This window comes from Streptomyces sp. NPDC048172 (assembly GCF_043202595.1).
Lineage (GTDB): Bacteria > Actinomycetota > Actinomycetes > Streptomycetales > Streptomycetaceae > Streptomyces.
The window spans coordinates 162,722-183,392 of sequence record NZ_JBIDAT010000009.1 but is presented as its reverse complement, the minus strand read 5'-3'; the positions used below and the strand labels follow the sequence as shown (position 1 = coordinate 183,392).

Sequence of the window (20,671 nt, the reverse complement as noted above, 5' to 3'; positions counted from 1 at the left end):
CGAGTTGAGGAGTTAGGTTTACCTAACTTAAGCTGCCGCCGCTGCCGTGACCAGGGTGATCGCGGATCGCGGATCGCGCCGAGTCCGGAGGTCACCCCTGTCGCCGCCGCGCGCCCGTACCCCTCGACCCGGAAGGGGCCGTCGCCCATGCGGCTGTACCTGCTCGCCCTCAAGCCCACCGACTCGGTGACCGAGGGCTTCCTGCCCGCCGCCGCCCGCCTCGGCCTCGCCGTCACGCTGCTCACCGACCGGCCGGAGGCCCATCGCCAAGCGGTCCCGCACGCCGAGGTCCTGGAGTGCGACGTACGTGACTTCCGCGCCGTCATCAGCCGTATCGCCACCCATCACGCGCCCGACGCGGTCTTCACCAACAGCGACCACCTCCAGACCCAGGCGGCGCTCGCAGCCGACTACTTCGGCCTGCCCGGCAAGCCGTGGCAGGCCGCACTGCGCGCCAAGGACAAGGCGCAGATGCGCCGTCACCTCGCCGCGACCGGGGCCGACACCGTCCGCTCCGCCGAGCTGGGCCCGGCCCAGGACCCCGCGGTCCTTGCCCGCGCCTCCGGCGTCCCCTACCCGTGCGTCGTCAAGCCCCGCGAGGGCGTGGCCAGCGAGGACGTGGTGCTCGCGGACGGGCCGGAGGAACTGGTCGCGCACTGTGCGGAGACCCGGGCCCGGCGGCCCGGCGAGGCGCTGGTGGTCGAGGAGTACCTGTCCGGACAGCTGTTCACCCTGGAGACGCTCGGCGACGGCCGCGTCCGCCATGTCCTCGGCGGCTTCCGTACGGAGCTGTCACCGCCGCCGCACTTCATCGAGGAGCGGATGACGTTCGTACGGGCGTACCCCGAGGCCGTCACGGAGCAGGTCCTCGCCCAGCTCGACGCGCTCGGCGTCGGCTTCGGCGCCTGCCACACCGAGTTCGTGGTCGGCGCGGACGGCCGGGCCCGCCTCATCGAGGTCAACTACCGCGCCATCGGCGACCAGTGCGACCTGCTGCTCGCCGAACTCCTCGACGTCCCCCTCTTCGCGCACGTCCTCCGCACCCATCTGGGCGAGCCGCTGCCCGCCGACCTCGGGGCGCGCGCCGACGGGGCAGCGCGGCTGGAGTACCCGTGCGCCGACCGTGCCGGAACGCTGACCGCCGCGCCCGAGGCGACGGACCTGGCCGTGGACGGCGTACGGCTGGCCTACCGGCCGCTGCGCGCGCTCGGCGAACGGCACGCGCTCCACCGCACGAACCGCGACTTCCTCGGCGTCGTCCGCGCCACCGGCACCGACCAGACGGCCGTCGACCGCGCCGTCGACGACTTCCTCGGCGCGCACCGCTGGGAGATCACCCCGTGAGCCCGCACGCCCCCGCAGGCAGGGGGATGCTGCTCCGCGTGCTGGACGCGCTGTTGCGCGAGGACGTCGCCGGGCTCCGCACCCGCTCCGTACCGCTCGAACGCGAGGACGGCCGGTGGCTGCGCCTCCCCACCGGCGAACACGGGGACGAGAACGGGGACGCGCTGCTGCTGCCCGTCGCGGAGGAGGGCTTCCAGTGCGCGTACGCCGCCCGCGCGCCCTACCTCGTCGCGCGGCACGGAACGGAGGAGCTGCGGCTGACCTCGTACGGCGTCGTGCTCGCCGCCCTCAAGGCCCTCGCGGACCCCGCCGACCGGCCCGGCTTCGACGCCTTCGCGGAGGAGTGCCGCGAGGATCTCGCGGCCCGGCGCCTCCACGCCCGTACGCGCGACGAGGTGACCGCCCGGCTCCGGGACCGCTACGGCGCCGACCCCGCCCGCTGGACGGGCCCCGCCGAGGGGCTGGCCCACGACACCCTCGCCGCCCGGCACGACCACCCGGTCTACCCCACCGGGCGGGGCCGCGCCGGACTGGGCGACTCCGAACTCCGGGCGTACGCACCGGAATTCCACCCGCGCTTCGCGCTGCGCTGGCTCACCGTCCCGCGCGACGCGCTCACCGTGCCGGGCGGTACGGACGCCCTGCCGGGCCTGTGGCCGTCCCCCGCCGCACTCGGCCTTCCCGAACCCGACGCGAGTCGTCTCGCGCTGCCCGTCCACCCGCTCACCCTCGGCGCGCCCCTGCGTGCGGCCCTGCGCGCCACGGGCCTCCAGGACCGGGGGGCGGTGCTCGCCGAACGCCCGTACCTGGACGTCGTACCGACCCTCTCCATGCGGACGGTCGCCGTCGCCGACGCGCCAGGACTCCACCTCAAGCTGCCGCTCGCCACCGCCACCCTGGGTCTGCGCAACCGCCGGACGATCAAGCCGGGGACGCTCGTGGACGGCGCCGTCTGCCAGCGGCTGCTGGAGGCCGTGACCGCCCGCGAGCCCCGCTTCCGGGACACGGTGCTGCACGCGGACGAGACCGTGTACGCGCACGCGGGGCACGAACTCCTCGCCGTACTCTGCCGCCGCCTCCCGCCCGGCCTCGACGGCGCGGTGATCACGCCGCTGGCCGCGCTGCTGAGCGAGGCGCCGGGCGGAACGCCGGACGGGGCACAGGACCGGGCGCTGGTGATCGACCGCCTCGCGGACCGCTTCTACGGCGGCGATCCCGTCGCCCTGTTCGACGCCTTCCTCACTCCGCTCCTCGACTGGCAGACCACGCTGCTCGGGTACGGCATCGCGCTGGAGTCCCACCAGCAGAACGTCTCCCTCGTCCTGGACCGGGACGAGGCCGTGCGCGGGACGCGGCTGCGACTGCTGTTCAAGGACAACGACGGGCCGCGCCTGAACCCCGCCCGCGTACGGGCCTCCCTCGGCCCGGAGGCGCCGGACCCGTCCGAGTTCGCCGACGCGCGGATCCTCGCGGCGGACGACGGGCAGCTCGCCGACCTGTTCACCACCATCACCGTGCATCTCTGCGCCGCCGCGCCCGCGTTCGCGCTGGCCCGGCACGGCCGGGCCCCGCTGCCGACGCTGCTCGGGCTGATCCGCGCGCGGCTCGAAGAGGCCGCCGAACGGCTCGGCACGGCACCTGGGGAGCCGGGCGCGCTGCTGCGCTCCCGCGTCCTGGACGCGCCGGAACTGCCGGTCAAGGCCATGGTCACCGCCGGGACGCTGCTCACCAAGGAGCGCTCGGGCGCGGCCGACGTCAACAAGCACTACACCACAGGCCCGAACTACCTCCGCTGGAGCCGTCGATGCCCATGACCGATGCGGTCGGTTCCCTCACCGGACTCTCCGTCACCGCCGAGGACGCCGTCGCGCACACCCTCCTCAACTGCCTGCTGCGCGAGGTCGCGGGCCCCGAGCGGACGACCGCCGTCCACGGGGACCAGCTGCTGCTGCGGCTGCCCCGCCGGGGCGTCCCGCTCCGCGTCACGTTGCGCCGCACCTCGCTGCTGGGCGCCCACCGGTTCGCCGGGCCCGTCCAGGAGCGGGGGCGCGACGGCCGCTGGACGGGGGTCGGCTGGCGGCGCCTCGGCGCGTACGTCCGGGACGAGCTGGCGCTCCGTACGGGTGAGCGCAACGAGGAGTTCCTCGACCAGGTCGCCTCCAGCCACCAGGCCGTCGCCGCCGCGCTCGCCGTCCGCGCCGCGCGCCCCGTGCCCGAGCCCACCGACCCGGCGGGCACCTACCTCGCCTCCGAGCAGTCGCTGCTGTTCGGCCACCGCTTCCACCCCACGCCGAAGGCCCGTACGGGCGACCACGCCACCTGGCGGGCGTACGCGCCGGAGACCGGGGCCTCCTTCCCGCTGCGCCATCTCGCCGTCCGCGCCCACCTACTGGCGGGGGAGACCGCGCACCCGGGCGCCGACGCGGCCCTGGACCGCCTCCGCGCCCCGGCGGACCTCCCGGACGGCTACCGGCTGCTGCCCGCGCACCCCTGGCAGTACGAGATGCTGAGCGGCCACCCCGCCCTGCGGGCAGCGCTCGCGCGGGGCGACGTGCTCGACCTGGGGCCGGGCGGACGGCCGTTCGCCGCCACCGCGTCCGTCCGTACGCTCTACGACGGGGACACGTTCCTGAAGTTCAGCCTCAACGTCCGCCTCACCAACTGCCTGCGCAAGAACGCGCGTTACGAGCTGTCCGGGGCCGTCGCGCTCACCCGGCTGCTGGAACCGGTCCTCGACGGCCTCGCCGCCCGCTTCCCCGGCAGCGCCATGCTCCGCGAACCCGCCTACCGCAGCCTCGCCCTCCCGGTGCCGGACGACGGTACGCCGGACACGGAACTGCTCGAAGGCTTCGGGGTGATCGTCCGCGAGGGGCTGGCCGCGCGCCTGCTGCCCGGCACGACCCCGCTGCTCGCGGCGGCCGTCGCCGACGAGTACCCGACGGGCCCCGCGCACCTCTCCCGGCTCCTGCGCGGCGCGGGCCCGCAGGGCGCGCTCGCCTGGTGGTCGGCGTACCTGCGGCTGCTCGTCCCGCCCGTGCTGGCCGCCTACTTCGACCACGGCCTCGTCCTGGAGCCGCACCTGCAGAACGTCCTCGTCTGCGTCGACGACGACGGCATGCCGGCCCAGGTCGTCTTCCGCGACCTGGAGGGCACCAAGCTCCTCCCCGAGCACCACGCGGAGGCCCTCGCCGCGCTGCCCGCCGACGTCGCGGACCCCCTGACGTACGACGCGGCGCGCGGCTGGGACCGGGTCGTCTACTGCCTGCTGGTCAACCACCTCGCGGAGATGCTCGCCGCCCTCGCCGACCTGCACCCGGAGACCGAGCGCGCGCTGTGGGCCGAGGTACGGGCCACGCTGCGCGCGTACGCCGAACGGCACGGCTGCCCGCCCCGCCTCGCGGACCTCCTCGCGGGCGCGCCCCTGCCCGCGAAGGCCAACCTGCTCACCCGCTGGGCCCGCCAGGCCGACCGCCGGGCCGCCTACGTCCGCCTCCCGAGCCCCCTCGCGGAGGGCCGGAGCCCCGCCGACGGACGCCCCGACGCCACCCGGAGGACCCGATGACCGCGCCGACCCCCGCCGTACGGGAGCGCGTGCTCTCCCTCGCCGGCACCGAACTCCCCGCGTACGTCTACGACGTCGCGGCACTCCGCGCCCACGCGGACGGCGTACGCGCCGCGCTGCCCGGGGGCGTCGAGCTGTACTACGCCGCGAAGGCCAACCCCGAGCCCGGGCTGCTGACCGCGCTCGCGCCGTACGTGGACGGCTACGAGGTCTCCTCGGGCGGCGAACTCGCCCACGTCGCCGAGGCCGTGCCCGGCCGCCCGCTCGCCTTCGGCGGCCCGGGGAAGACCCCGGCGGAGATCTCGGCGGCGCTGGCGGCGGGCGTGGACCGCTTCCACGTGGAGAGCCTGCACGAAGTACGGGTCCTCGCGGAGCTGGCCCGGCGCGCGGACGTACGGGCGGGCGTGCTGCTCCGCGTCAACCTGCCGCTCCCCGCCGGCCGGCTGGAGGGCAGCTCCCTCGCGATGGGGGGCGGACCCACGCCGTTCGGCCTCGACCCGGCGGACGTGGAGACCGCCGCCGGACTCGTCACCGGCCCCCTCGAACTGCGCGGCGTCCACGCCCACCTGGCCAGCGGACTCGACGCCGCCGCGCAGGCGGAGGTCGCCGGGACGGTCGTCCGCTGGGCGGCGGAGCTGGCCGCGCGGTGCGGCGTACGGCTCGCGGAGGTGAACGTCGGCGGCGGCATGGCCGTCGACTACGCGTCACCGGAGACCCGCTTCGACTGGGCCGCGTACGGGGAAGCGCTCGGCCGTCTCGCCGCGGCGCACCCCCAGTTCACGCTGCGCGTCGAGCCGGGACGCGCCCTGACCGCGTACTGCGGCTGGTACGCGACCGAGGTGCTGGACGTGAAGCGGAGCCACGGGGAGGAGTTCGCCGTGGTCCGGGGCGGCACGCACCACCTCCGGACCCCGGCGACGAAGGCCCACGACCAGCCCTGCGCCGTCCTCCCCGTGGAGTCCTGGCCGCACCCCTGGCCCCGCCCGGCCGCCGCCGGGGAACGGGTCACGCTCACGGGCCAGTTGTGCACCCCGAAGGACGTGCTGGCCCGTGGCGTACCGGTACCGGCCCGGGGGCTGCGCGCGGGCGACCGCGTGGCGTTCTCGCTCGCGGGCGCCTACGCGTGGAACATCTCGCACCACGACTTCCTCATGCACCCCCGGCCGGGCTTCCACTTCCTCGGCTGAACCGCCGTGTACGACCGGGGAGGTCAGAGCCGCCAGAGGCCCGGGTCGCGCCCCCGGAGTCCGCTCACCCCGGCCGCCGAGCCGTGGGAACGGTACGCGCGTGCCGTGAGGCGCGCGTCCCGCATGCCCCGCGTCGCGGCGGCCTCGATCCGCCGCGCCCCGGGCGCCGCCCCCGTCCTGGCGCGCCGCCGCTCCCGGCGCGCCAGGACGGTCACCGCGAGCGCGATCACCAGGGCCACTGCCCCCACAGTCGCCAGCATCATCCGCCCGCCCCCTCCCGTTCTCTCCTCGTGCGCCGAGGTTAGGCACCCGGCCCCCTGCCGGGTGACGGGTCCGCCCGGCAGCGTGGCGGGGGCCGCGCCTGCCGCCCGTCGGCAGTCCCGGGCCCGTCAGCGGTCGCGGGGTGTCACGAGGCCCGACTCGTAGGCGAGGACCACGAGTTGGGCGCGGTCGCGGGCGTGGAGCTTGGCCATGGCCCGGTTGACGTGGGTCTTCGCGGTGAGCGTGCTGATGACCATCTGCCGCGCGATCTCGTCGTTGGACAGGCCCCGCGCGACCAGGGCGACGGCCTCGCGCTCGCGGTTGGTCAGCTCCTCCAGGCCGGGCGCGGCGTCGCCCGGGAGCGGCTGGGTGACGTACCGGTCGATCAGCTTGCGGGTGACCGACGGGGCGAGCAGCGCCTCGCCGCGCGCGGCCACCCGTACGCCGTGCAGCAGGTCCTCCGGCAGGATCGTCTTCACGAGGAACCCGGCGGCGCCCGCGCGCAGCGCGTGGAAGACGTACTCGTCGAAGCCGTAGTTCGTCAGGATCACGACGTGCACCCCGGCCAGCGCCGGGTCGGCGGCGATGCGCCGGGTCGCCTCGATGCCGTCCACGACCGGCATCCGGATGTCCACGAGCGCGATGTCGGGCAGGTGTTCCCGCGCCAGCTCCAGGCCCTGCCGCCCGTCGGCGGCCTCGGCGACCACCTCGATGTCGTCCTCCAGGTCGAGCAGCGCGCGGAACCCGCTGCGCAGCAGCGGCTGGTCGTCCACCAGCAGGACCCGGATCACGGCGTACGGTCCACGGGGAGTTCGGCCCGCACCGAGAAGCCGCCCCCGTCGCGCGGCCCGGCGCGCAGCCGCCCGCCGAGCGCGGTGACCCGCTCGCGCATCCCGGCCAGCCCGACACCGGTCGCGGTCGCGGTCGCGGGGACGCCGTCGCCGCCCGGCGACGCGCCCCGGCCGTCGTCGTCCACGCGTATCGCGAGCGCGTCCGGACGACAGTCGATCCGGACCGACGCCGTGCGCGCCGCCGCGTGCCGGGCCACGTTCGTCAGCGCCTCCTGAACGATCCGGTAGACGGTCCTGTCCACCGCCGCGGGCATGCCGTGGCGCGCTCCCTCGATCGTCAACGTCGCCTCCAGGCCGATCGCCCGCGCCTGCTCCACCAGTTCCGGTACGTCGTCGAGCCCGCGCGGCGGGGCCGTGCCGTCGTCGCGCAGCGCCCCCAGCGTCGCGTGCAGCTCCCGGGCCGCCTCGCGCCCCGCCTCCCGGATGGCCCGCAGCGGCTCGGGCACCGGCTCGCCGCGCTTGCGGGCCACCCGGACGGCGACCTCCGCCTGCACCTTGACGATGGAGATCTGATGGGTCAGCGAGTCGTGCAACTCCCGCGCGATGTGCAGCCGTTCCTCGTCCGCGCGGCGCCGCGCGGTCTCCTCCCGCGTGCGCTCGGCCTCGTCGGCCCGCCGTTCGGCCTGCCGCAGCGCCTCGCCCGCGGCCCCGGCCGCGATCAGCCAGGCGATCTCCAGCGCGCCCCGCGCCTGCGCGAACGCCGCGCCCGCGTCGTGCGTCCCGGAGAGCAGCGCCGCCAGCGGCAGGGCGGCCAGCATGAGCACGCTCGCCACCACCGTGAGGGTCCGGTGCCCCGCCCGTACGGCCGCGTACACCGCGAACAGGTAGGCGACGGCGGGCACGTCGTACCCCGCCGCCTGGGCCCCCGCCGCGCACACCCCGGTCACGGCCAGCACAGGCACCGGAGCCGTCCGGCGCGCGGCCAGCGCCAGGCCACCCGCCGCCAGCAGCAGCGGGCCGAGCGGGTCGAGATGCGTGCCGGTGCCGGAGTGCCGCGCGGACTCCCCGGCCACCCCGGCCACCCCGGTCACCAGCAGCGCCGCCGTCACCCCGGCCGCGATCGCCCAGTCCCCGGCACCGGGCGCCCGCCCCCGGGGTCGTCCCGTACCCATGGCCGCACCCTAGCCGCGCGGCAGGCTGGGCGGGTCCCGCCAGGGGACGAGCGTTCGACTACCGCGCGTGCGGTACGCGCCGCGCGGCTGCGGCGTCCGCGGCACGCGCGTGCCGCGCCGACGGCAGCGCGAAGTGTCCGCGCCCGCGGGACGACGGGCGGCCCGGGCGACGCCAGGCTCGACGGACACGCACAAGAGGAGAACGAAGATGAGGCCAACAGCCCTCCTGCCCACGGCCCGACGGGCGCTCACCGCGACCGGCGCGGCCCTCGCCGCCCTGCTGGTGCTCGCCGCACCGGCCGCCGCGCACGCCGCCGCCCAGCCGAGCGCCGCCTCCGCCACCGCCCTGAGCGCCGGGCGGCTCGGCGCCGTGACGGCCGCCGTGCTGGGCCTGACCGGCCTCGCCTTCGGCGTCCTCGCCCTGGCCCGCCCGCACGTCAGCGCCGGCGCACGGCACGGTGCCGTCGTCGCCCTGACGGCGGGGGCGGCGGCCCTCGCCCTCGGCACCCTCGTCGCGGCCACCGCCGACGGCGGCCTCGGCACCGGCAACGGCCTGGGCGGCGCCTTCGTCGCGATGCTGGTGGGCGCGGGCGCGCTGGTGCTGGGCCGGGTGGCCCTCACGCGCTCACGGCCGACCCGGTCCTCCTGAGCCGCGCCCGCCGGTCGGGGGCGGTGCCAGCAGTCGTGCCCGTTCCTCCGCGAAGGACGGGTCGGCGCGGTAGTCGCCGTGGCCCATGACCGGGCGGGGGAGGGGGTGTTCGAGCGTACGGCCGTACGCGAGCGGGTCGCGCAGCGGCGCTCCGTCGACCTCCGGCCCGTCGCCGGTCAGCCGCATCGGCCCGCCCACCGGGTCCGTCAGCCGGTACAGATTGCGCCAGCTCCCGACCTCGTAGTGGAGGGCGGCAAGAGCCTCCTGGCCGAAGTGGGCGGGGAACCAGCGGGCGTAGATCCGCTCCAGGGGCGAACCGTAGGTCAGCAGCGCCACGCGGGACCGGGTGCGCGCGTCGAGCTGGAGCAGCGCGGCCACGGCGAGGACGCTGCCCTGCGAGTGCCCGGAGACCAGCAACCGCCCCCGGGGGCCCATGCGATGGGACCAGGTCGCCATCCGCCAGGCGAGGTCGGGCACGGCGCGCTCCGCGTAGCAGGGCGGCGCGAAGGGGTGCGCGGCGCGCGGCCAGAAGGTGCCCACGTCCCAGAGGATGCCGAGGGCGCTGAGGGAGGCGGGGTCGCGGTAGGCGATCCGGCCCCGGTTGAGGAAGAGGACGAAGCCGAGCGCGATCAGCCAGGAGCCGAGGGTCTGCACCGCCGAGAGGGGGGCTCCCAGGCCCCTGGGGGAGGCTCCGGTGAGCTGGGAGCCCAGCACCGTGGCGTACATGAGCAGATAGGACGCCGTGACAGCGACCGCCAGCAGCCGCGGCACCGCGTCCAGCAGGTCGGCCCGCGCCATCGCCCGGGTGATGAGCCGGGTCCGTGAGACCTCCGGCACCGACTCGGGGTAGAGGTGGGGGATCTCCGGCGTGAGGCGGCGGGCGTCGGCGTGGAGGCGCAGGGCCTGGGCGGAGTAGAGGACGACGACGACCGCCAGCAGCACCGGAATGGTGGCCGCCGTCCAGATGAGCTGGGGCGGCGGCCCGGGCAACGGGAGTCCCTCTCCGCCGAACGCGCCCCGCCCGAACAGCCAGTCCGTGACGCCCTGCGCGGCCCCCGCCGCCAGCGCCATCGCGAGCCCGCACGCGAGCGTGGCGGCGGCAGCGGGCGCGAACCCGCGCAGCGCGGCGCGGGGGTCGGGCCGCCGCCGGTGGAGCTGGTGGCCGATGAGGGCGAGGAGGACCACGCCGACGCACTGCAGCGTGGCGAGCGCCCCGAAGACCTCGCCCCCGGCCAGCCTCCCCGCCGACACCCAGCCGGGACGCGGCCAGAGGGCGTAGGCGGCGGCGAGCAGCAGGGTGAGGAGCGCGAGCAGGGGCAGCACGCGGACGGGGACCCGGTCGCGCTCCACGTCGAGCCGGAACTCGCTGCGCCCCCTGCGGACCGCGACGCCGACCGCCAGCACCCCGCACACGGTGGCCAGCCCCAGGACCACCCACCCGAACGCCTCCAGCCCGGCACTCGTGCCCGGCGTCCTCCCGTCGTACTGACGGGGTGCCACCACGAGGAACATCGCGATGACGACCAGCCCCAGCGCGGTGTGCGCGGCGCGCAGCCGGGCGATCAGCCGCGCCGAGTACCAGAAGCCCGGCAGGGAGAGCGGCTGTTGGGGGCCGTCCGACGGCTCCTCCTCGAAGGGCCTGACCGGCGGCTTGTTCTCGTACGCGTGCCAGGTGCGCTGCGCCAGCCACCACACGAGCGCCAGCAGCCCCGTCGGCACCAGCGCGGCCACCGTCAGCCGCGAGCCCGGCCTGCTCCACCAGCTCCCGGAGCCGTCGGCCCCCGTCGCCATGAACGCCAGCCAGGAGCGGTCGTCCGCGCACGCGTACGTGCCCGCGCACTGCCACGCGACGACGTCCATCGCCACCGCGCAGACGGCGGCGACGGTCAGCGCGGTGAGGGTGAGCGCCAGCGTCCGCACCACCGCACCGTGCAGCCGCACCGTACGCGTGTGGCCACGCGCGGCGGGCCGCGTCCAGTGGGCGAGGTTGATGAGCGTGAACGGCAGCAGGAGCAGCCACAGGGTGCGGCTGCGGCTGCCGGTCACGGCGTTGGACCAGGTGTACGCCTCGGAGACGGACCGCGGCCCCTCACCCTCGCCCCCGCGCTCCTCGGCGTCCACGTCCTCCGTACGCCGGAAGAGCCCGGCGGTGGTGTCGCCCTGCGTCTGCTCGATACGGGTGTCGCCCAGCATCTCCGCCGGGTCGGTGTTGACGACGCCGTGGACGATCAGCTCCAGGGAGAGCACGTCCAGCGGCGCGGGTTCGTGGCCGGCCCGTACCGCCACCGGAGCCTCCGCGCGGGCCAGTGCCTCCCGCACGGCGTGGGTCTGCGGATGCCGGGCGCCGAGCGTGACGGCGACACGTTGCGCGGCGGCGGCCAGTACGTGCGTGAGCCGGTCGGCGCTCCGGGCGTCCCCGTCCCGCACGGCGAGCTCGCGCCGGGCCGAGGCCATCGTCACCAACGCGGTGAGCGCGCGCGGGTGTTCGCTGCCCCACGCGTCGATCAGCTCCTCGCACACGGACTCCAGCTCGGCCGCCAGCTCCCGCGCGGCGTCTCCGTCACCCTTGGCCCTCGCCGCCTGGAAGAGGACGGACCTGGAGCGCATCCGGATCTCCAGCCGGCCACGGGCGTCCGGCACGGCGGAGAGGTGGCGGGTGGCCCGGCGTGCGTACGAGGCCGCTGCCCTCCAGTCCTGACGCCGGCCCGCCAGGGCCCCGAGGAGCGTGAGCGCCTGCGCGCCGTCGGGGCCGTCGAGCGCGTCCGGGAGCGCGGAACTGAGCGCCTCCTGTGCCGCCTCGTGCCGCCCGGCCTCGTCGAGGAGCACGGCCACCCGGGTGTGCACGGCACCTCGCACGGCCCCCGGTACCGCGTCCGCCGCGACGCGTCCCTCGGCCTCGTCCAGCGCCCGTGCGTGGGAGCGCGTACGCCCCGACTCCCGCAGCAGCGCCACCAGATACGCGAACCGCCCCGCGTCCTCCGGGGTGTCCAGCAGCGCCGGATGCCTGAGCACGTCGGCGAGCACGGGGTCGTCCGGGTCGGCGAGCAGCGCGAGGGCCTGCGCGTCGCCGCGTACGGCCGCCTCGGCGGCCTCGACCGCCACCGTCCAGAACGGGGCGCCGCCCCCGTGGGGGCCGGTCACGGGCCGCCGTCCCCGGGGCCGTCGAGGGAGCCGTCGGTGAGCCGCTTCAGCGTACGGCCGCGGGTCTCCTCGGCCTCGGCGGCCGTGATGAGGCCGCTCTCCTCCCACTGGCGCAGCGAGGTGAGGATGTCGGTGATGCCGCTCAGCGCCGACTCACGGGCGGACGTGCGGGGAGCGGCGGGGCGTGCCGGGTCCCGGCCGGGGTCCGTGACGACGGCGCGGAGGTGGTCGACCGCGAACTGCGGGAAGCGCTCGACGGCATGGCGCACGGTCGCGGCGAAGAGCACGTTGCTGCCCCGTGCCGGGTCGAGGCGGTTGAGCTTCTCCTCCAGGAGGATGCCGACGACGGGGCCCTCGACCTCCTCCGCACGGTCCGGTTCCGTCGCCACGGGGCCGCCCGAGTACCCGGCGAAGCTGCCGAGCGACTGGTCCACCTGGAGCTGCAGCGCCGTGACCACGCCGCCCGCGAGGCAGCGGTGGTCGACGGGCGCGTGCGTGACGTTGCCGCTGAGGCGGGTGCCCGCGTCCTCGTTCGGCGGGAGGTAGCGGCAGTGCCAGCGGACGTCGGCCCGTGGCGCGTCCGTCGCGGGGGCCTGGGGGAGGGAGGCCGCGTGCGCGTGCGCGTTCCGTACCGCGATCAGGGCGAGGTCCGACTCCTTGACGGCGTCGCACACCCGGCCCGAGACGCTCTGCCCGTCGGGCAGTTCGAGGCGCAGCAGCGACTGGTCCGAGGGGCGGCTGCCCAGGCAGTGCAGCGCGGTGAGGACGAATCCGCGCGTGAGGAGGAACCCGGCGCCGAGATAGCGGTCGTCGTCGTGGATGTGCACCCAGTAGTCGGCGGCGCTCACGTCGCCGCGTCCGGGGGCGGCGGGCCGGAGGGGGCGTCACCGGAGCGGCCCGTGTCCCGTTCCACCGTGAGGGTGATCTCGAACGACGCCTCCGCCGACGCCTTGGAGAGGATCACCCCCGCCTCGGCGGCGAGCGTCAGCCCGAACGTGATCTCCATGGTGCTCACCGACCACCCGTCGCGGCGCGGCACTTCGGCCACCGACCGCTGGGCGATCTCCGACGCCTGGACGATCGCCGCCCGCACGTCCTCGGACCGTTCGCTCAGCGCGGCCGAGGCCCGGGGCCGCGCCCCGATCTGCCGCGCGCCGCGTGAGTCCAGATCCACGGTCTCAACTCGCACTGTCGGCAGGTCGGTTATGCCGTCGCGGGACTCGTCGTCAGTCTCGAACACACAGGCAAGGTAGCGCGGTTCACGCCGCCCGTGAGCCTGACCTGCGTGCCCCGTAACCCTTTTGACGGACTGTCACCGCGTGCGGCGGGGTGTGTACGTTGAGTGAGGGTGGGTGATCTCGCCGGGATCCTCCGGACGAATGCCCTCCGGACGAACGCCCTACGGACGAACAGGGGCCGAGAACCCTCATGACGACGAATCGCGCCGAGTTGTCGGCGCCCGCACCCGCGCGCGTCCGCGTGCCGCGCGGGGTGGCGGCGAGCGCCGTGCTCGTCGGGCTGTTCCTGCTGAGCATGGACGCCACGATCCTCAACGTGGCCGTGCCCGACCTCCAGCGCGACCTGGACCCGAGCATGGCCGAGGTCCAGTGGATCATCGACGGCTTCCCGCTCGTGCTGGCCACGGCGGTGCTGCCGTGCGGCGCGGTCGCGGACCGCTTCGGGCGGCGGCGCTGCTTCGTCACCGGCGTGCTGCTGTGCGGCGCGACCTCCGCGATCGGCGCCGCCGCCGAGAGCTCCGGCACCGTGATCGCGGCCCGCTGCCTGATGGGCGCCGGGGCGGCGATCGTGCTGCCCGCGACGCTCTCCGTGCTCACCACCCTCTACCGGGAACGGGAGTCGAGGCGGCGGGCGTACCTGGCGTGGACCGTGGTCGTCGGCGCGGGCGGGCTCGCGGGGCCCGTGATCGGCGGCGCGCTGGTCGAGGCGTACTCCTGGCGGGCCGGGTTCTGGATCAACCTGCCCGTCGCGGCGCTCGCGGCGGCGGCCGTGTGGGCGTGCGTGCCCGAGTCCCGCTCGGCGGACGCGCCGCGCGTCGACGTCGTCGGCTGCCTGCTGTCGGCCGGAGGGCTCCTGGCGCTGGTGTGGGGGGTGATCGAGAGCCCGTCGCGCGGCTGGCTGAGCTGGCCGGTGCTCGGCGCGTACGCGCTGGCCGTACTGCTGCTGGCGGCGTTCTGGCGGCAGCAGGGGCGCGCGGCGGCGCCGCTGCTGGAGCGGCGGGTGCGGGGCGACGTCGGGGTGCGCTGCGCGGTGGCGGTCGGCGTCGTGATGTGCCTGGCCGTCTTCGGGACGCTCTTCCTGATCAGCCTCTACCTCCAGGGCCTGCTGGGCTGCACGCCCTGGCAGGCGGGCGTACGGACGCTGCCGATGACCGCCGGGATGCTGCCGGGCGCGGGCGCGGCGCTGTTCCTGCTGAAGCGGGGGCCGCTGCACGTGATCCCCGCCGCCGGGCTCGGCCTGGTCGCCGCCGGACTGCTGCTGCTCGGCAGGGTCGGCCCGGAGTCGGGGTACGGGCTGATCGCCGTCGTGCAGGTGCTGTGCGGCGCGGGCGCCGGGCTGCTGGCGACGGTGGTCAACGAGATGATCCTGGGCGCCGTCGGCGAGCACCGTACGGGCGTGGGCTCGGCCCTGCACGACGCGTCCCGCGAGGTCGGCTCCGCGCTGGGCATCGCGGCGCTGGGCTCGGTGCTGATGACCGCCTTCGAGCGGCACCTCACCGACCAGTCGGGCGCCGCTCCGCCCCCGGGGCAGGAGGGCACCGCCGGAACCCTGCACGCGCTGACGCACCTCGGCGAACTGCCCCCGGCCGTACGGGCCGTGGTCGCGGACTCCTTCACCCACGCCCTCTCCGTGACCGCCCACGCCACGGCCGCTCTCGTCATGCTCACGGCCGCCGTCACCTGGTGGGCGCTGCGCGCCCCCGCGGCCGCCCGCACGCGAGCGGTCCAGGAACTCTCATGAACAGGAAGGCACTCGGGCACGTGGACGTGAAGATGCCGCGCGGCGGACCGGACGCGGCGTGGTGGGACCGGCTGTACGAGACGGACCGCCCGGAGTACATCGACCAGCCCTCGCGGGCCGCCGAGGCGGCCAAGGTGCTGCGCGGACTCGACCGTTTCCAGCGGCTGACCGGGGCCTACCGGGTGTGCAGCCGGCTGACCCTGGGGGAGACCGACGGCCTGGCGGCGCCGAGGATCCTGGAGCTGGGCGCCGGGCGCGGCAGGCTCACCCGGCGGCTGCTCGCCGACCGGCCCTCGGCACGCGTCACGGTCAGCGACGTCAGCGCCGAGTCCGTCGCCGCGCTGCGCGCCGGACCGCTGGGCGACGAGCCGCGCGTGGACCTGCGCGTGGTGGACGGGACCCGTATCGACGCGCCCGACGGCACCTGGGACGTGGCGGTCTTCTGCTTCGCGCTCCACCACCTCGCTCCCGCCCAGGTCGTCCGGCTGATCACGGAGGGGACCCGCGTCGCGCGGCGCCTGCTGCTGATCGACGGCTGGCGGCACCCCGGATTCCTCGGCATCGTGCCGCTGTTCGTACTGACCGGCGGGCTCACACAGGCGCACGACGGACTGATCAGCCTCCGAAAGGTCTACAGCGCGAGCGCCGTGACCGCCCTGGCCCGACAGAGCCCGACCCCACTCCACGTCCGCCACCGCTTCAGCCTCCCCGGCTACCTCGCCGTATCCCTGACAGCGACCCCGGACCGGGACCCGGCCCCCGCCCAGGACGCCCGGTGACCCCGGCGGTCGCGCACCGGCGGGTGCGCGTGGTGGTGGTCGGGGCGGGGCCCGCCGGGCTGGTGCTGGCGAATGTGCTGCTGAGTGCCGGAGTCGCCGTCGAGGTCGTGGAGCGGCAGCCGCGTGAGGCTCTCGAACGGCGGGCCCGTGCGGGGCTCGTGGAGGACCGCGTCGTCGCGTATCTGCGCGCGCACGGCCTCGCGCACGGCCTGCTCGCCGACGGCGTACGGCACGGGTGGTGCGACTTCCTGTGCGAGGGCGAGCGCGTCCGGATCGACTACGCCGCGCGCACCGGCGGCGCCGCGCACTGGGTCTATCCGCAGCACCTGCTCGTCGCCGATCTCGTCCGGGAGTTCGAGGCGCGGGGCGGCACCATCCACTTCGCGCGGCCCGCGCGCGGCGTCGAGGAGCCGGAGTCGGGGCGGCCGCGGGTGCGCTGCGACGGCCTGCTCGTCGAGGCGGACGCCGTCGCCGGGTGCGACGGGCACCGGGGGGTCACCCGGCGGGCCGTACCGTGGCGGGTGCGCGGCGACCTGTCGGTCCGCCGTACGTCGGACTGGCTCACCGCGCTCGCCGAGGTCGACCGGCCGCCCGAGAGCGTGACCTACGGGCTGCACCACCGCGGCTTCGCCGGGATGATGCCGCGCACGGCCCGCGTGGCGCGCTGCTACCTCCAGATCCCCGCCGGTGGCGCCGCCGCCGAGTGGCCCGAGCCGCGGCTGCGCGCGGAGCTGCGGCGGCGGCTCGACGCGGCCCGGCACGGACTGCCCCGCGTGGGGCGGCTGCGGGAGACCGGCGTGCTGCGGATGGGCAGCACCATCAGCCGCGAACTCCGCTTCGGCCGCGTCTTCCTGGCGGGCGACGCGGCGCACCGGCTCGTCCCCGCGGCGGCGAAGGGCATGAACGCGGCCGTCGCCGACGCCGCGCACCTGGCCGAGGCGCTCACCGCGTTCTGCCGTACGGGCGAGAGCGCGGCCCTCGACTCCTACAGCGCGCACCGGACCGGACAGATCTGGCGCACCCAGGAGTTCGCCGACCGCCTCATGGACCTGCTCACCGTCGACCAGGCGGCCCCGGCGGGGGCGCGGCGGTTCGGGCTGCGGCTGAAGCGGGAGCGGCTGCGCCGTCTGTCGGAACCCGGCGAGGCCGCCATGGACTTCGCCGTCCAGTACGCGGGCCACGGCCCGCTCGCGGGAGGCCGTCCATGAGCGTCGCGTTCGAGCGGTTGAAGGCCCTGTACCGGCTGTCGCGGGGCACGCAGGCGACGCTGAGCATCGCGCAGCCCGTGCTCGGGGTGCTGCTGGCCACCACGCAGCCGCCCGCCGGGCGGTTCGCCGTGGCGCTGGTGGCCATCGTCGCGGGGTTCTTCGCGGCCTTCGCGCTCAACGACCTGCTGGACGCCCCGCTGGACCGCCGTCGCCGCGACGAGGCCGGTCCCGGGCAGGGCTGGGACCTGGAGCGGGCGGGGCTGCACCCGCTGGCCGGGGGACGGCTGACGTTCCGGGCCGGGGTGTGCTGGGCCGCGGGACTGGGCGCCGTCGCCGCCGTGGGGCTCGCGGCGCTCAGCTGGACGGCGCTCGCGCTCTTCGTCGCGGGGGTGCTGCTGGAGACCGCGTACTGCGCGCTCGCGCGGGTCAGCCCGTACAAGGTCTTCCTCAGCGGCGTCCTGGTGGCGTGCGGCGCGGCCGCGGGCTGGTTCGCGTTCACGGACACCGTCGACGTGCGGCTGGCCCTGTTCGCGCTGTGGATGGCGGCGTGGGAGATGGGCGGCCGCAACGTCCCGAACGACATGGCGGACGTCGACGAGGACACGCGGCTCGGCATCACCACGCTGCCCACCGTGCACGGACAGCGCCGCAGCGCGGCGTTCGCGTGCGGCTGCCTGCTGGTGGCGGCGGCGTCCTGCGTCGCGCTGACCCTCGCCGCGCGGCCGTCGTTCGGGACCGCCGGGGTGGCGGCGGGCGTGCTGAGCGGAGTGCTGCTGCTCGTGGCCCCCGCCGTGCGGCTGCTGCGCGAGCCGTCGGGCACCACGGCGCTCGGGCTGTTCAACCTCGCGAGCTTCCAGCCCCCGTGCGTGCTGCTCGGCTGCCTCGTCGGCCTGTGGTGGTGAGTGGGCCCCCGGCCGAGTGACGCCGGGGGAACCCGCTCACCGGGCGCGGGCGGCAGCCGCGTAGACCCGTGCCACGGCCTCGTCGTCGACCGGGTGGCGGGAGAGCAGCGCGCGGAAGTCGCCGGGGCAGCTCAGCTCCCAGCGCAGCAGCGCCCCACGCTCCGTACCGGCGAAGTACAGGACGGTGCTGCCGTACGGGCCCTCGTGCGGGTTGAACCCGCCGCCCTCCCAGCAGAGCCCGGCCCCGGTCAGGGCGTCCAGCAACTCCGCCAGCACCTGTTCGGTCGGCTCGGCGACGGAGAGGGCCGTGTGATCCTCCAGCCCGAGCCGCCGCTCGTCGCGGACGAGGCGCGCGTCGAGCGACGGGCAGGAACGGGGGAAGAGGAACGCCTCCACGGCGGGACTGGCCTCCTCTGCCTCGTCCGCCTCCTCCGCGCGGAGCCGCAGCCGCGTCACCCACACCTCGCAGCGCCCCGGATCGAGCCCGTACCGCGCCGCCAGCCGCGCCTTGACCACGACGCTCGGCACAGGGCGCACCGGATCCAGCCCGGCGGCGGTGAACGACGCGAGCGCCGCCTCCGCCGTCGAGGGGAAGAGCAGCAGCGCGTGGTGCGCGAAGCGGCAGCGCTCCGCGAGCAGCCGCCCGGCCCGCCCCTCGCGCAGCGCGGGCGGGAACAGCGCCCCGGGGCGGGCGCGCAGCGCCTCCCGCGCGCGGGCCACGGTCCGGTCGAGCCGCCGCCGGTCCTCGGGGTCGAAGGCGCCGGTGCCGTCCGACGCGGGGGATGCGGGGGGTTCGGGGGAAAAGGAGGCAGTCACAGATCGCCGTTCGCTCGGCTCCGTTCGTACGGCTCCCCACTACCCCCGGCCCCCGCGGCACTCGCCGAAGCACGCACAAGTGCAGCGCATCGAGTGAACTAGCGCGTGCCGCCGTCCGCCCCGTGGGCCCCCAGGAACGCGTCGAGGGCCGACGCCACGTGGTCGGGGCGCTCCGCCATCAGCAGGTGTCCGGCGCCGGGGACGAGCTCCAGGCGTACGGCGCCGGGGATGTCGGCGCGCAGCCGCTCGCCCCAGCGGGGCGGGTAATGGGCGTCCTCCTCGCCCCACAGCAGCAACGTCGGCAGCGTCAGGGCGGACAGCTCCCCGGCGGCCGTACGGGTGTGGGCCTGGTTGGCGCGGTTGAGCTGGGCGCCCATCAGGCGGCGGGTCCTGGCGCGGCGGCGCCACCCGGTGAGGTTGTCGCGGACGCAGCCGTCCACGAGTCCGGGGGTGAGGGCGCGGGTGTCGTGCACGAGGTGGTGGTTGACGAGCCACTGGCGGAAGAGCGGGCGCCGGGACCAGTTCCACGTCATCATCCGTCCCACCATGGGCTGTTGGGCGAAGTGGAAGAAGGGCCGCTCGATCGTGCTCGGCCAGTTGTCGTACGCCTGGGAGCCCGCCAGCACCAGTGCGCTCACCCGCTCCGGGTACCGGAGGGCGATGAGCTGCGCGACCGCGCCCCCGTGGCCGTGCCCCACCACGGCGGCCCGCTCCACACCGAGCGCGTCCAGCAGTCCGCGCACCGCGCGGGCCTGTTCCGGCAGACGCCAGTCGCCGCGCGGATGCGTCTCCGTGTCCCCGGCGCCCAGCAGATCGGGCGCGAGGCAGCGGTACCGCCCGGCCAGCCGCGCGCTCACGCCGCGCCAGACGGACGAGGAGAACGGGCACCCGTGCAGCAGCAGGACCGGCGGCCCGGCGCCCTCGTCCACGTACGCCATACGGGAGTAAGCGAGCCGCGCGAACCGTTTGCCCGGCGACGAGGGCCGGTCGGAGAGAGGGCGCACCCCGCCAGGGTCCCCCGTGCCGGGGGTGGCGCGGGAGAGGCGAACGGCCCCCGGCCGACGGCCGGTTACGCCGCGCGGCGCAGACTCGCCGTGAGATGCCGCTGCAACGGCTGGCCCACCGCCGCGAGTTCGTGGGCGAACGCGAGCGCCCCGCCGTCCTCCTCCAGGGTGTAGCGGCGCCGGGTCGCCTCGACGTCCTTGGCGGTGGGCGTGAGCGCGACCTCGTGCGTCGCGAGGTCCACGGTCCCGTCGGCCGCCTCGCCGACGGCGATCTCCGCGACGCCGGTCGGCTGGGTGATCAGCGCCTCCACGCGCCCGCCGGGCTGAATCCGCCACCAGCCGCTCTCGCGGGCTGAGGGGCGCAGGGGCGTGCCGTCGGCGCCGAGCAGCCACGCGCGTGCCTCGTAGCGGAGGAAGGGGCGGCCGTCGTGGCTGAAGGTGACCTCCTGCGCGTACGCGAAGTCCTCCGCGAGCGTCGGGTACGTGCCCTCGCCCCGCCCGTGCCAGGTGCCCAGCAGGCCCAGTACGGGCGTGAGCAGCTCGTGCGGTGCGGGCTTCCCGCCCGGCGTGGTGCTGTCGGGGTACGGGTGCTCCGGCGCGGGCTCGAACACGTGGTGCGCTCCTGAGGTCGGGGACCGGTCGGTCTACGGGGTGTGCGGATTCCGGGGGAAGCCTAGGTGTGTTGTCCTGTGCTGTGGCTGCTGGGCAGGGGTTGCCCCTGTCTGTGTGTCGCAGTCTGCGGGTTGTGGGTGGTCGCTCGCGCAGTTCCCCGCGCCCCCGAGGCCGCAGGGGCGCGGGGGACAGCGCGCCAAGCCACCACGCCGGCCCCCCCAGCCCCACACCCCACCGGGGCCCCCCCGGCCACCCCCCAGATAC

18 protein-coding genes are annotated in these 20,671 nt (G+C 76.1%); 9 read left to right on the top strand and 9 right to left on the bottom strand.

Features of this window, described 5'->3' with window-relative positions; all coding sequences use genetic code 11:
* The first annotated feature begins 147 nt into the window (after positions 1 to 147).
* Genes ACGF3A_RS34730 through ACGF3A_RS34715 form a run of 4 tightly spaced genes read left to right on the top strand, consistent with a single transcriptional unit; the run spans position 148 to position 6,093 of the window.
* Positions 148 to 1,344, top strand: coding sequence for an acetyl-CoA carboxylase biotin carboxylase subunit family protein (locus tag ACGF3A_RS34730; protein ID WP_393734438.1), 1,197 nt, complete (start codon positions 148 to 150; stop codon positions 1,342 to 1,344).
* A gap of 26 nt (positions 1,345 to 1,370) precedes the next feature.
* Positions 1,371 to 3,158 carry an IucA/IucC family protein gene (locus ACGF3A_RS34725; RefSeq protein ID WP_393734665.1) on the top strand — a complete coding sequence of 596 codons (1,788 nt, stop codon included), beginning with the start codon at positions 1,371 to 1,373 and terminating at the stop codon, positions 3,156 to 3,158.
* Positions 3,149 to 4,906 carry an IucA/IucC family protein gene (locus ACGF3A_RS34720; RefSeq protein WP_393734437.1) on the top strand — a complete coding sequence of 586 codons (1,758 nt, stop codon included), beginning with the start codon at positions 3,149 to 3,151 and terminating at the stop codon, positions 4,904 to 4,906. Before ACGF3A_RS34725 ends, ACGF3A_RS34720 begins: the two co-directional genes overlap by 10 nt.
* Positions 4,903 to 6,093: a type III PLP-dependent enzyme gene (locus ACGF3A_RS34715; protein WP_393734436.1), complete on the top strand. Its 1,191-nt coding sequence runs from the start codon at positions 4,903 to 4,905 to the stop codon at positions 6,091 to 6,093. Before ACGF3A_RS34720 ends, ACGF3A_RS34715 begins: the two co-directional genes overlap by 4 nt.
* Before the next feature lie 23 nt (positions 6,094 to 6,116).
* Here ACGF3A_RS34715 and ACGF3A_RS34710 read toward each other — a convergent pair whose 3' ends face one another.
* From ACGF3A_RS34710 to ACGF3A_RS34700, 3 genes are all read right to left on the bottom strand, one after another.
* Complete coding sequence (locus ACGF3A_RS34710) at positions 6,117 to 6,356, bottom strand: hypothetical protein (protein ID WP_393734435.1); 240 nt, start codon at positions 6,354 to 6,356, stop codon at positions 6,117 to 6,119.
* A 126-nt stretch (positions 6,357 to 6,482) separates the two neighbouring features.
* Entirely contained in the window at positions 6,483 to 7,145 is a 663-nt protein-coding gene (locus tag ACGF3A_RS34705) for a response regulator (protein WP_393734434.1), read from the bottom strand.
* Positions 7,142 to 8,317: a sensor histidine kinase gene (locus tag ACGF3A_RS34700; protein ID WP_393734433.1), complete on the bottom strand. Its 1,176-nt coding sequence runs from the start codon at positions 8,315 to 8,317 to the stop codon at positions 7,142 to 7,144. Before ACGF3A_RS34700 ends, ACGF3A_RS34705 begins: the two co-directional genes overlap by 4 nt.
* Positions 8,318 to 8,525: 208 nt before the next feature.
* Here ACGF3A_RS34700 and ACGF3A_RS34695 point away from each other — a divergent pair, with 208 nt between their 5' ends.
* Positions 8,526 to 8,966, top strand: coding sequence for a DUF6223 family protein (locus tag ACGF3A_RS34695; RefSeq protein ID WP_393734432.1), 441 nt, complete (start codon positions 8,526 to 8,528; stop codon positions 8,964 to 8,966).
* On the opposite strand, the gene ACGF3A_RS34690 is transcribed toward ACGF3A_RS34695, so the two are convergent.
* From ACGF3A_RS34690 to ACGF3A_RS34680, 3 genes are read right to left on the bottom strand one after another with little or no spacing between them, the layout of a single operon-like run.
* Positions 8,943 to 12,107, bottom strand: a complete 3,165-nt coding sequence (locus ACGF3A_RS34690) for a hypothetical protein (protein WP_393734431.1) — start codon at positions 12,105 to 12,107, stop codon at positions 8,943 to 8,945. The genes ACGF3A_RS34695 and ACGF3A_RS34690 overlap by 24 nt on opposite strands.
* Positions 12,104 to 12,955 (bottom strand): trypsin-like peptidase domain-containing protein, encoded by an 852-nt coding sequence (locus ACGF3A_RS34685; RefSeq protein ID WP_393734430.1) that lies wholly within the window; start codon positions 12,953 to 12,955, stop codon positions 12,104 to 12,106. The genes ACGF3A_RS34690 and ACGF3A_RS34685 overlap by 4 nt, the downstream gene beginning before the upstream one ends.
* Complete coding sequence (locus ACGF3A_RS34680; protein ID WP_393734429.1) at positions 12,952 to 13,347, bottom strand: CU044_2847 family protein; 396 nt, start codon at positions 13,345 to 13,347, stop codon at positions 12,952 to 12,954. The genes ACGF3A_RS34685 and ACGF3A_RS34680 overlap by 4 nt, the downstream gene beginning before the upstream one ends.
* Before the next feature lie 188 nt (positions 13,348 to 13,535).
* Here ACGF3A_RS34680 and ACGF3A_RS34675 point away from each other — a divergent pair, with 188 nt between their 5' ends.
* Genes ACGF3A_RS34675 through ACGF3A_RS34660 form a run of 4 tightly spaced genes read left to right on the top strand, consistent with a single transcriptional unit; the run spans position 13,536 to position 17,975 of the window.
* Entirely contained in the window at positions 13,536 to 15,086 is a 1,551-nt protein-coding gene (locus tag ACGF3A_RS34675) for an MFS transporter (RefSeq protein ID WP_393734428.1), read from the top strand.
* Complete coding sequence (locus tag ACGF3A_RS34670) at positions 15,083 to 15,865, top strand: class I SAM-dependent methyltransferase (protein ID WP_393734427.1); 783 nt, start codon at positions 15,083 to 15,085, stop codon at positions 15,863 to 15,865. Before ACGF3A_RS34675 ends, ACGF3A_RS34670 begins: the two co-directional genes overlap by 4 nt.
* On the top strand, positions 15,862 to 17,073 hold the full coding sequence (locus ACGF3A_RS34665) for an FAD-dependent monooxygenase (RefSeq protein WP_393734426.1): 1,212 nt from the start codon (positions 15,862 to 15,864) through the stop codon (positions 17,071 to 17,073). The genes ACGF3A_RS34670 and ACGF3A_RS34665 overlap by 4 nt, the downstream gene beginning before the upstream one ends.
* Entirely contained in the window at positions 17,070 to 17,975 is a 906-nt protein-coding gene (locus tag ACGF3A_RS34660; protein WP_393734425.1) for a UbiA prenyltransferase family protein, read from the top strand. The genes ACGF3A_RS34665 and ACGF3A_RS34660 overlap by 4 nt, the downstream gene beginning before the upstream one ends.
* A gap of 36 nt (positions 17,976 to 18,011) precedes the next feature.
* On the opposite strand, the gene ACGF3A_RS34655 is transcribed toward ACGF3A_RS34660, so the two are convergent.
* From ACGF3A_RS34655 to ACGF3A_RS34645, 3 genes are all read right to left on the bottom strand, one after another.
* Positions 18,012 to 18,791, bottom strand: coding sequence for a hypothetical protein (locus ACGF3A_RS34655; RefSeq protein ID WP_393734424.1), 780 nt, complete (start codon positions 18,789 to 18,791; stop codon positions 18,012 to 18,014).
* Between the two features lie 98 nt (positions 18,792 to 18,889).
* Positions 18,890 to 19,795 carry an alpha/beta fold hydrolase gene (locus ACGF3A_RS34650; protein ID WP_393734423.1) on the bottom strand — a complete coding sequence of 302 codons (906 nt, stop codon included), beginning with the start codon at positions 19,793 to 19,795 and terminating at the stop codon, positions 18,890 to 18,892.
* A 65-nt stretch (positions 19,796 to 19,860) separates the two neighbouring features.
* Positions 19,861 to 20,406 carry an FABP family protein gene (locus ACGF3A_RS34645; protein ID WP_393734422.1) on the bottom strand — a complete coding sequence of 182 codons (546 nt, stop codon included), beginning with the start codon at positions 20,404 to 20,406 and terminating at the stop codon, positions 19,861 to 19,863.
* Positions 20,407 to 20,671: the final 265 nt, after the last annotated feature.

Coding starts and splice junctions, on each gene's coding strand:
- ACGF3A_RS34660 (WP_393734425.1), top strand. CDS start 17,070: ATGAGCGTCGCGTTCGAGCGGTTGAAGGCCCTGTACCGGCTGTCGCGG.
- ACGF3A_RS34675 (WP_393734428.1), top strand. CDS start 13,536: ATGACGACGAATCGCGCCGAGTTGTCGGCGCCCGCACCCGCGCGCGTC.
- ACGF3A_RS34710 (WP_393734435.1), bottom strand. CDS start 6,356: ATGATGCTGGCGACTGTGGGGGCAGTGGCCCTGGTGATCGCGCTCGCG.
- ACGF3A_RS34730 (WP_393734438.1), top strand. CDS start 148: ATGCGGCTGTACCTGCTCGCCCTCAAGCCCACCGACTCGGTGACCGAG.
- ACGF3A_RS34725 (WP_393734665.1), top strand. CDS start 1,371: ATGCTGCTCCGCGTGCTGGACGCGCTGTTGCGCGAGGACGTCGCCGGG.
- ACGF3A_RS34715 (WP_393734436.1), top strand. CDS start 4,903: ATGACCGCGCCGACCCCCGCCGTACGGGAGCGCGTGCTCTCCCTCGCC.
- ACGF3A_RS34700 (WP_393734433.1), bottom strand. CDS start 8,317: ATGGGTACGGGACGACCCCGGGGGCGGGCGCCCGGTGCCGGGGACTGG.
- ACGF3A_RS34695 (WP_393734432.1), top strand. CDS start 8,526: ATGAGGCCAACAGCCCTCCTGCCCACGGCCCGACGGGCGCTCACCGCG.
- ACGF3A_RS34720 (WP_393734437.1), top strand. CDS start 3,149: ATGCCCATGACCGATGCGGTCGGTTCCCTCACCGGACTCTCCGTCACC.
- ACGF3A_RS34670 (WP_393734427.1), top strand. CDS start 15,083: ATGAACAGGAAGGCACTCGGGCACGTGGACGTGAAGATGCCGCGCGGC.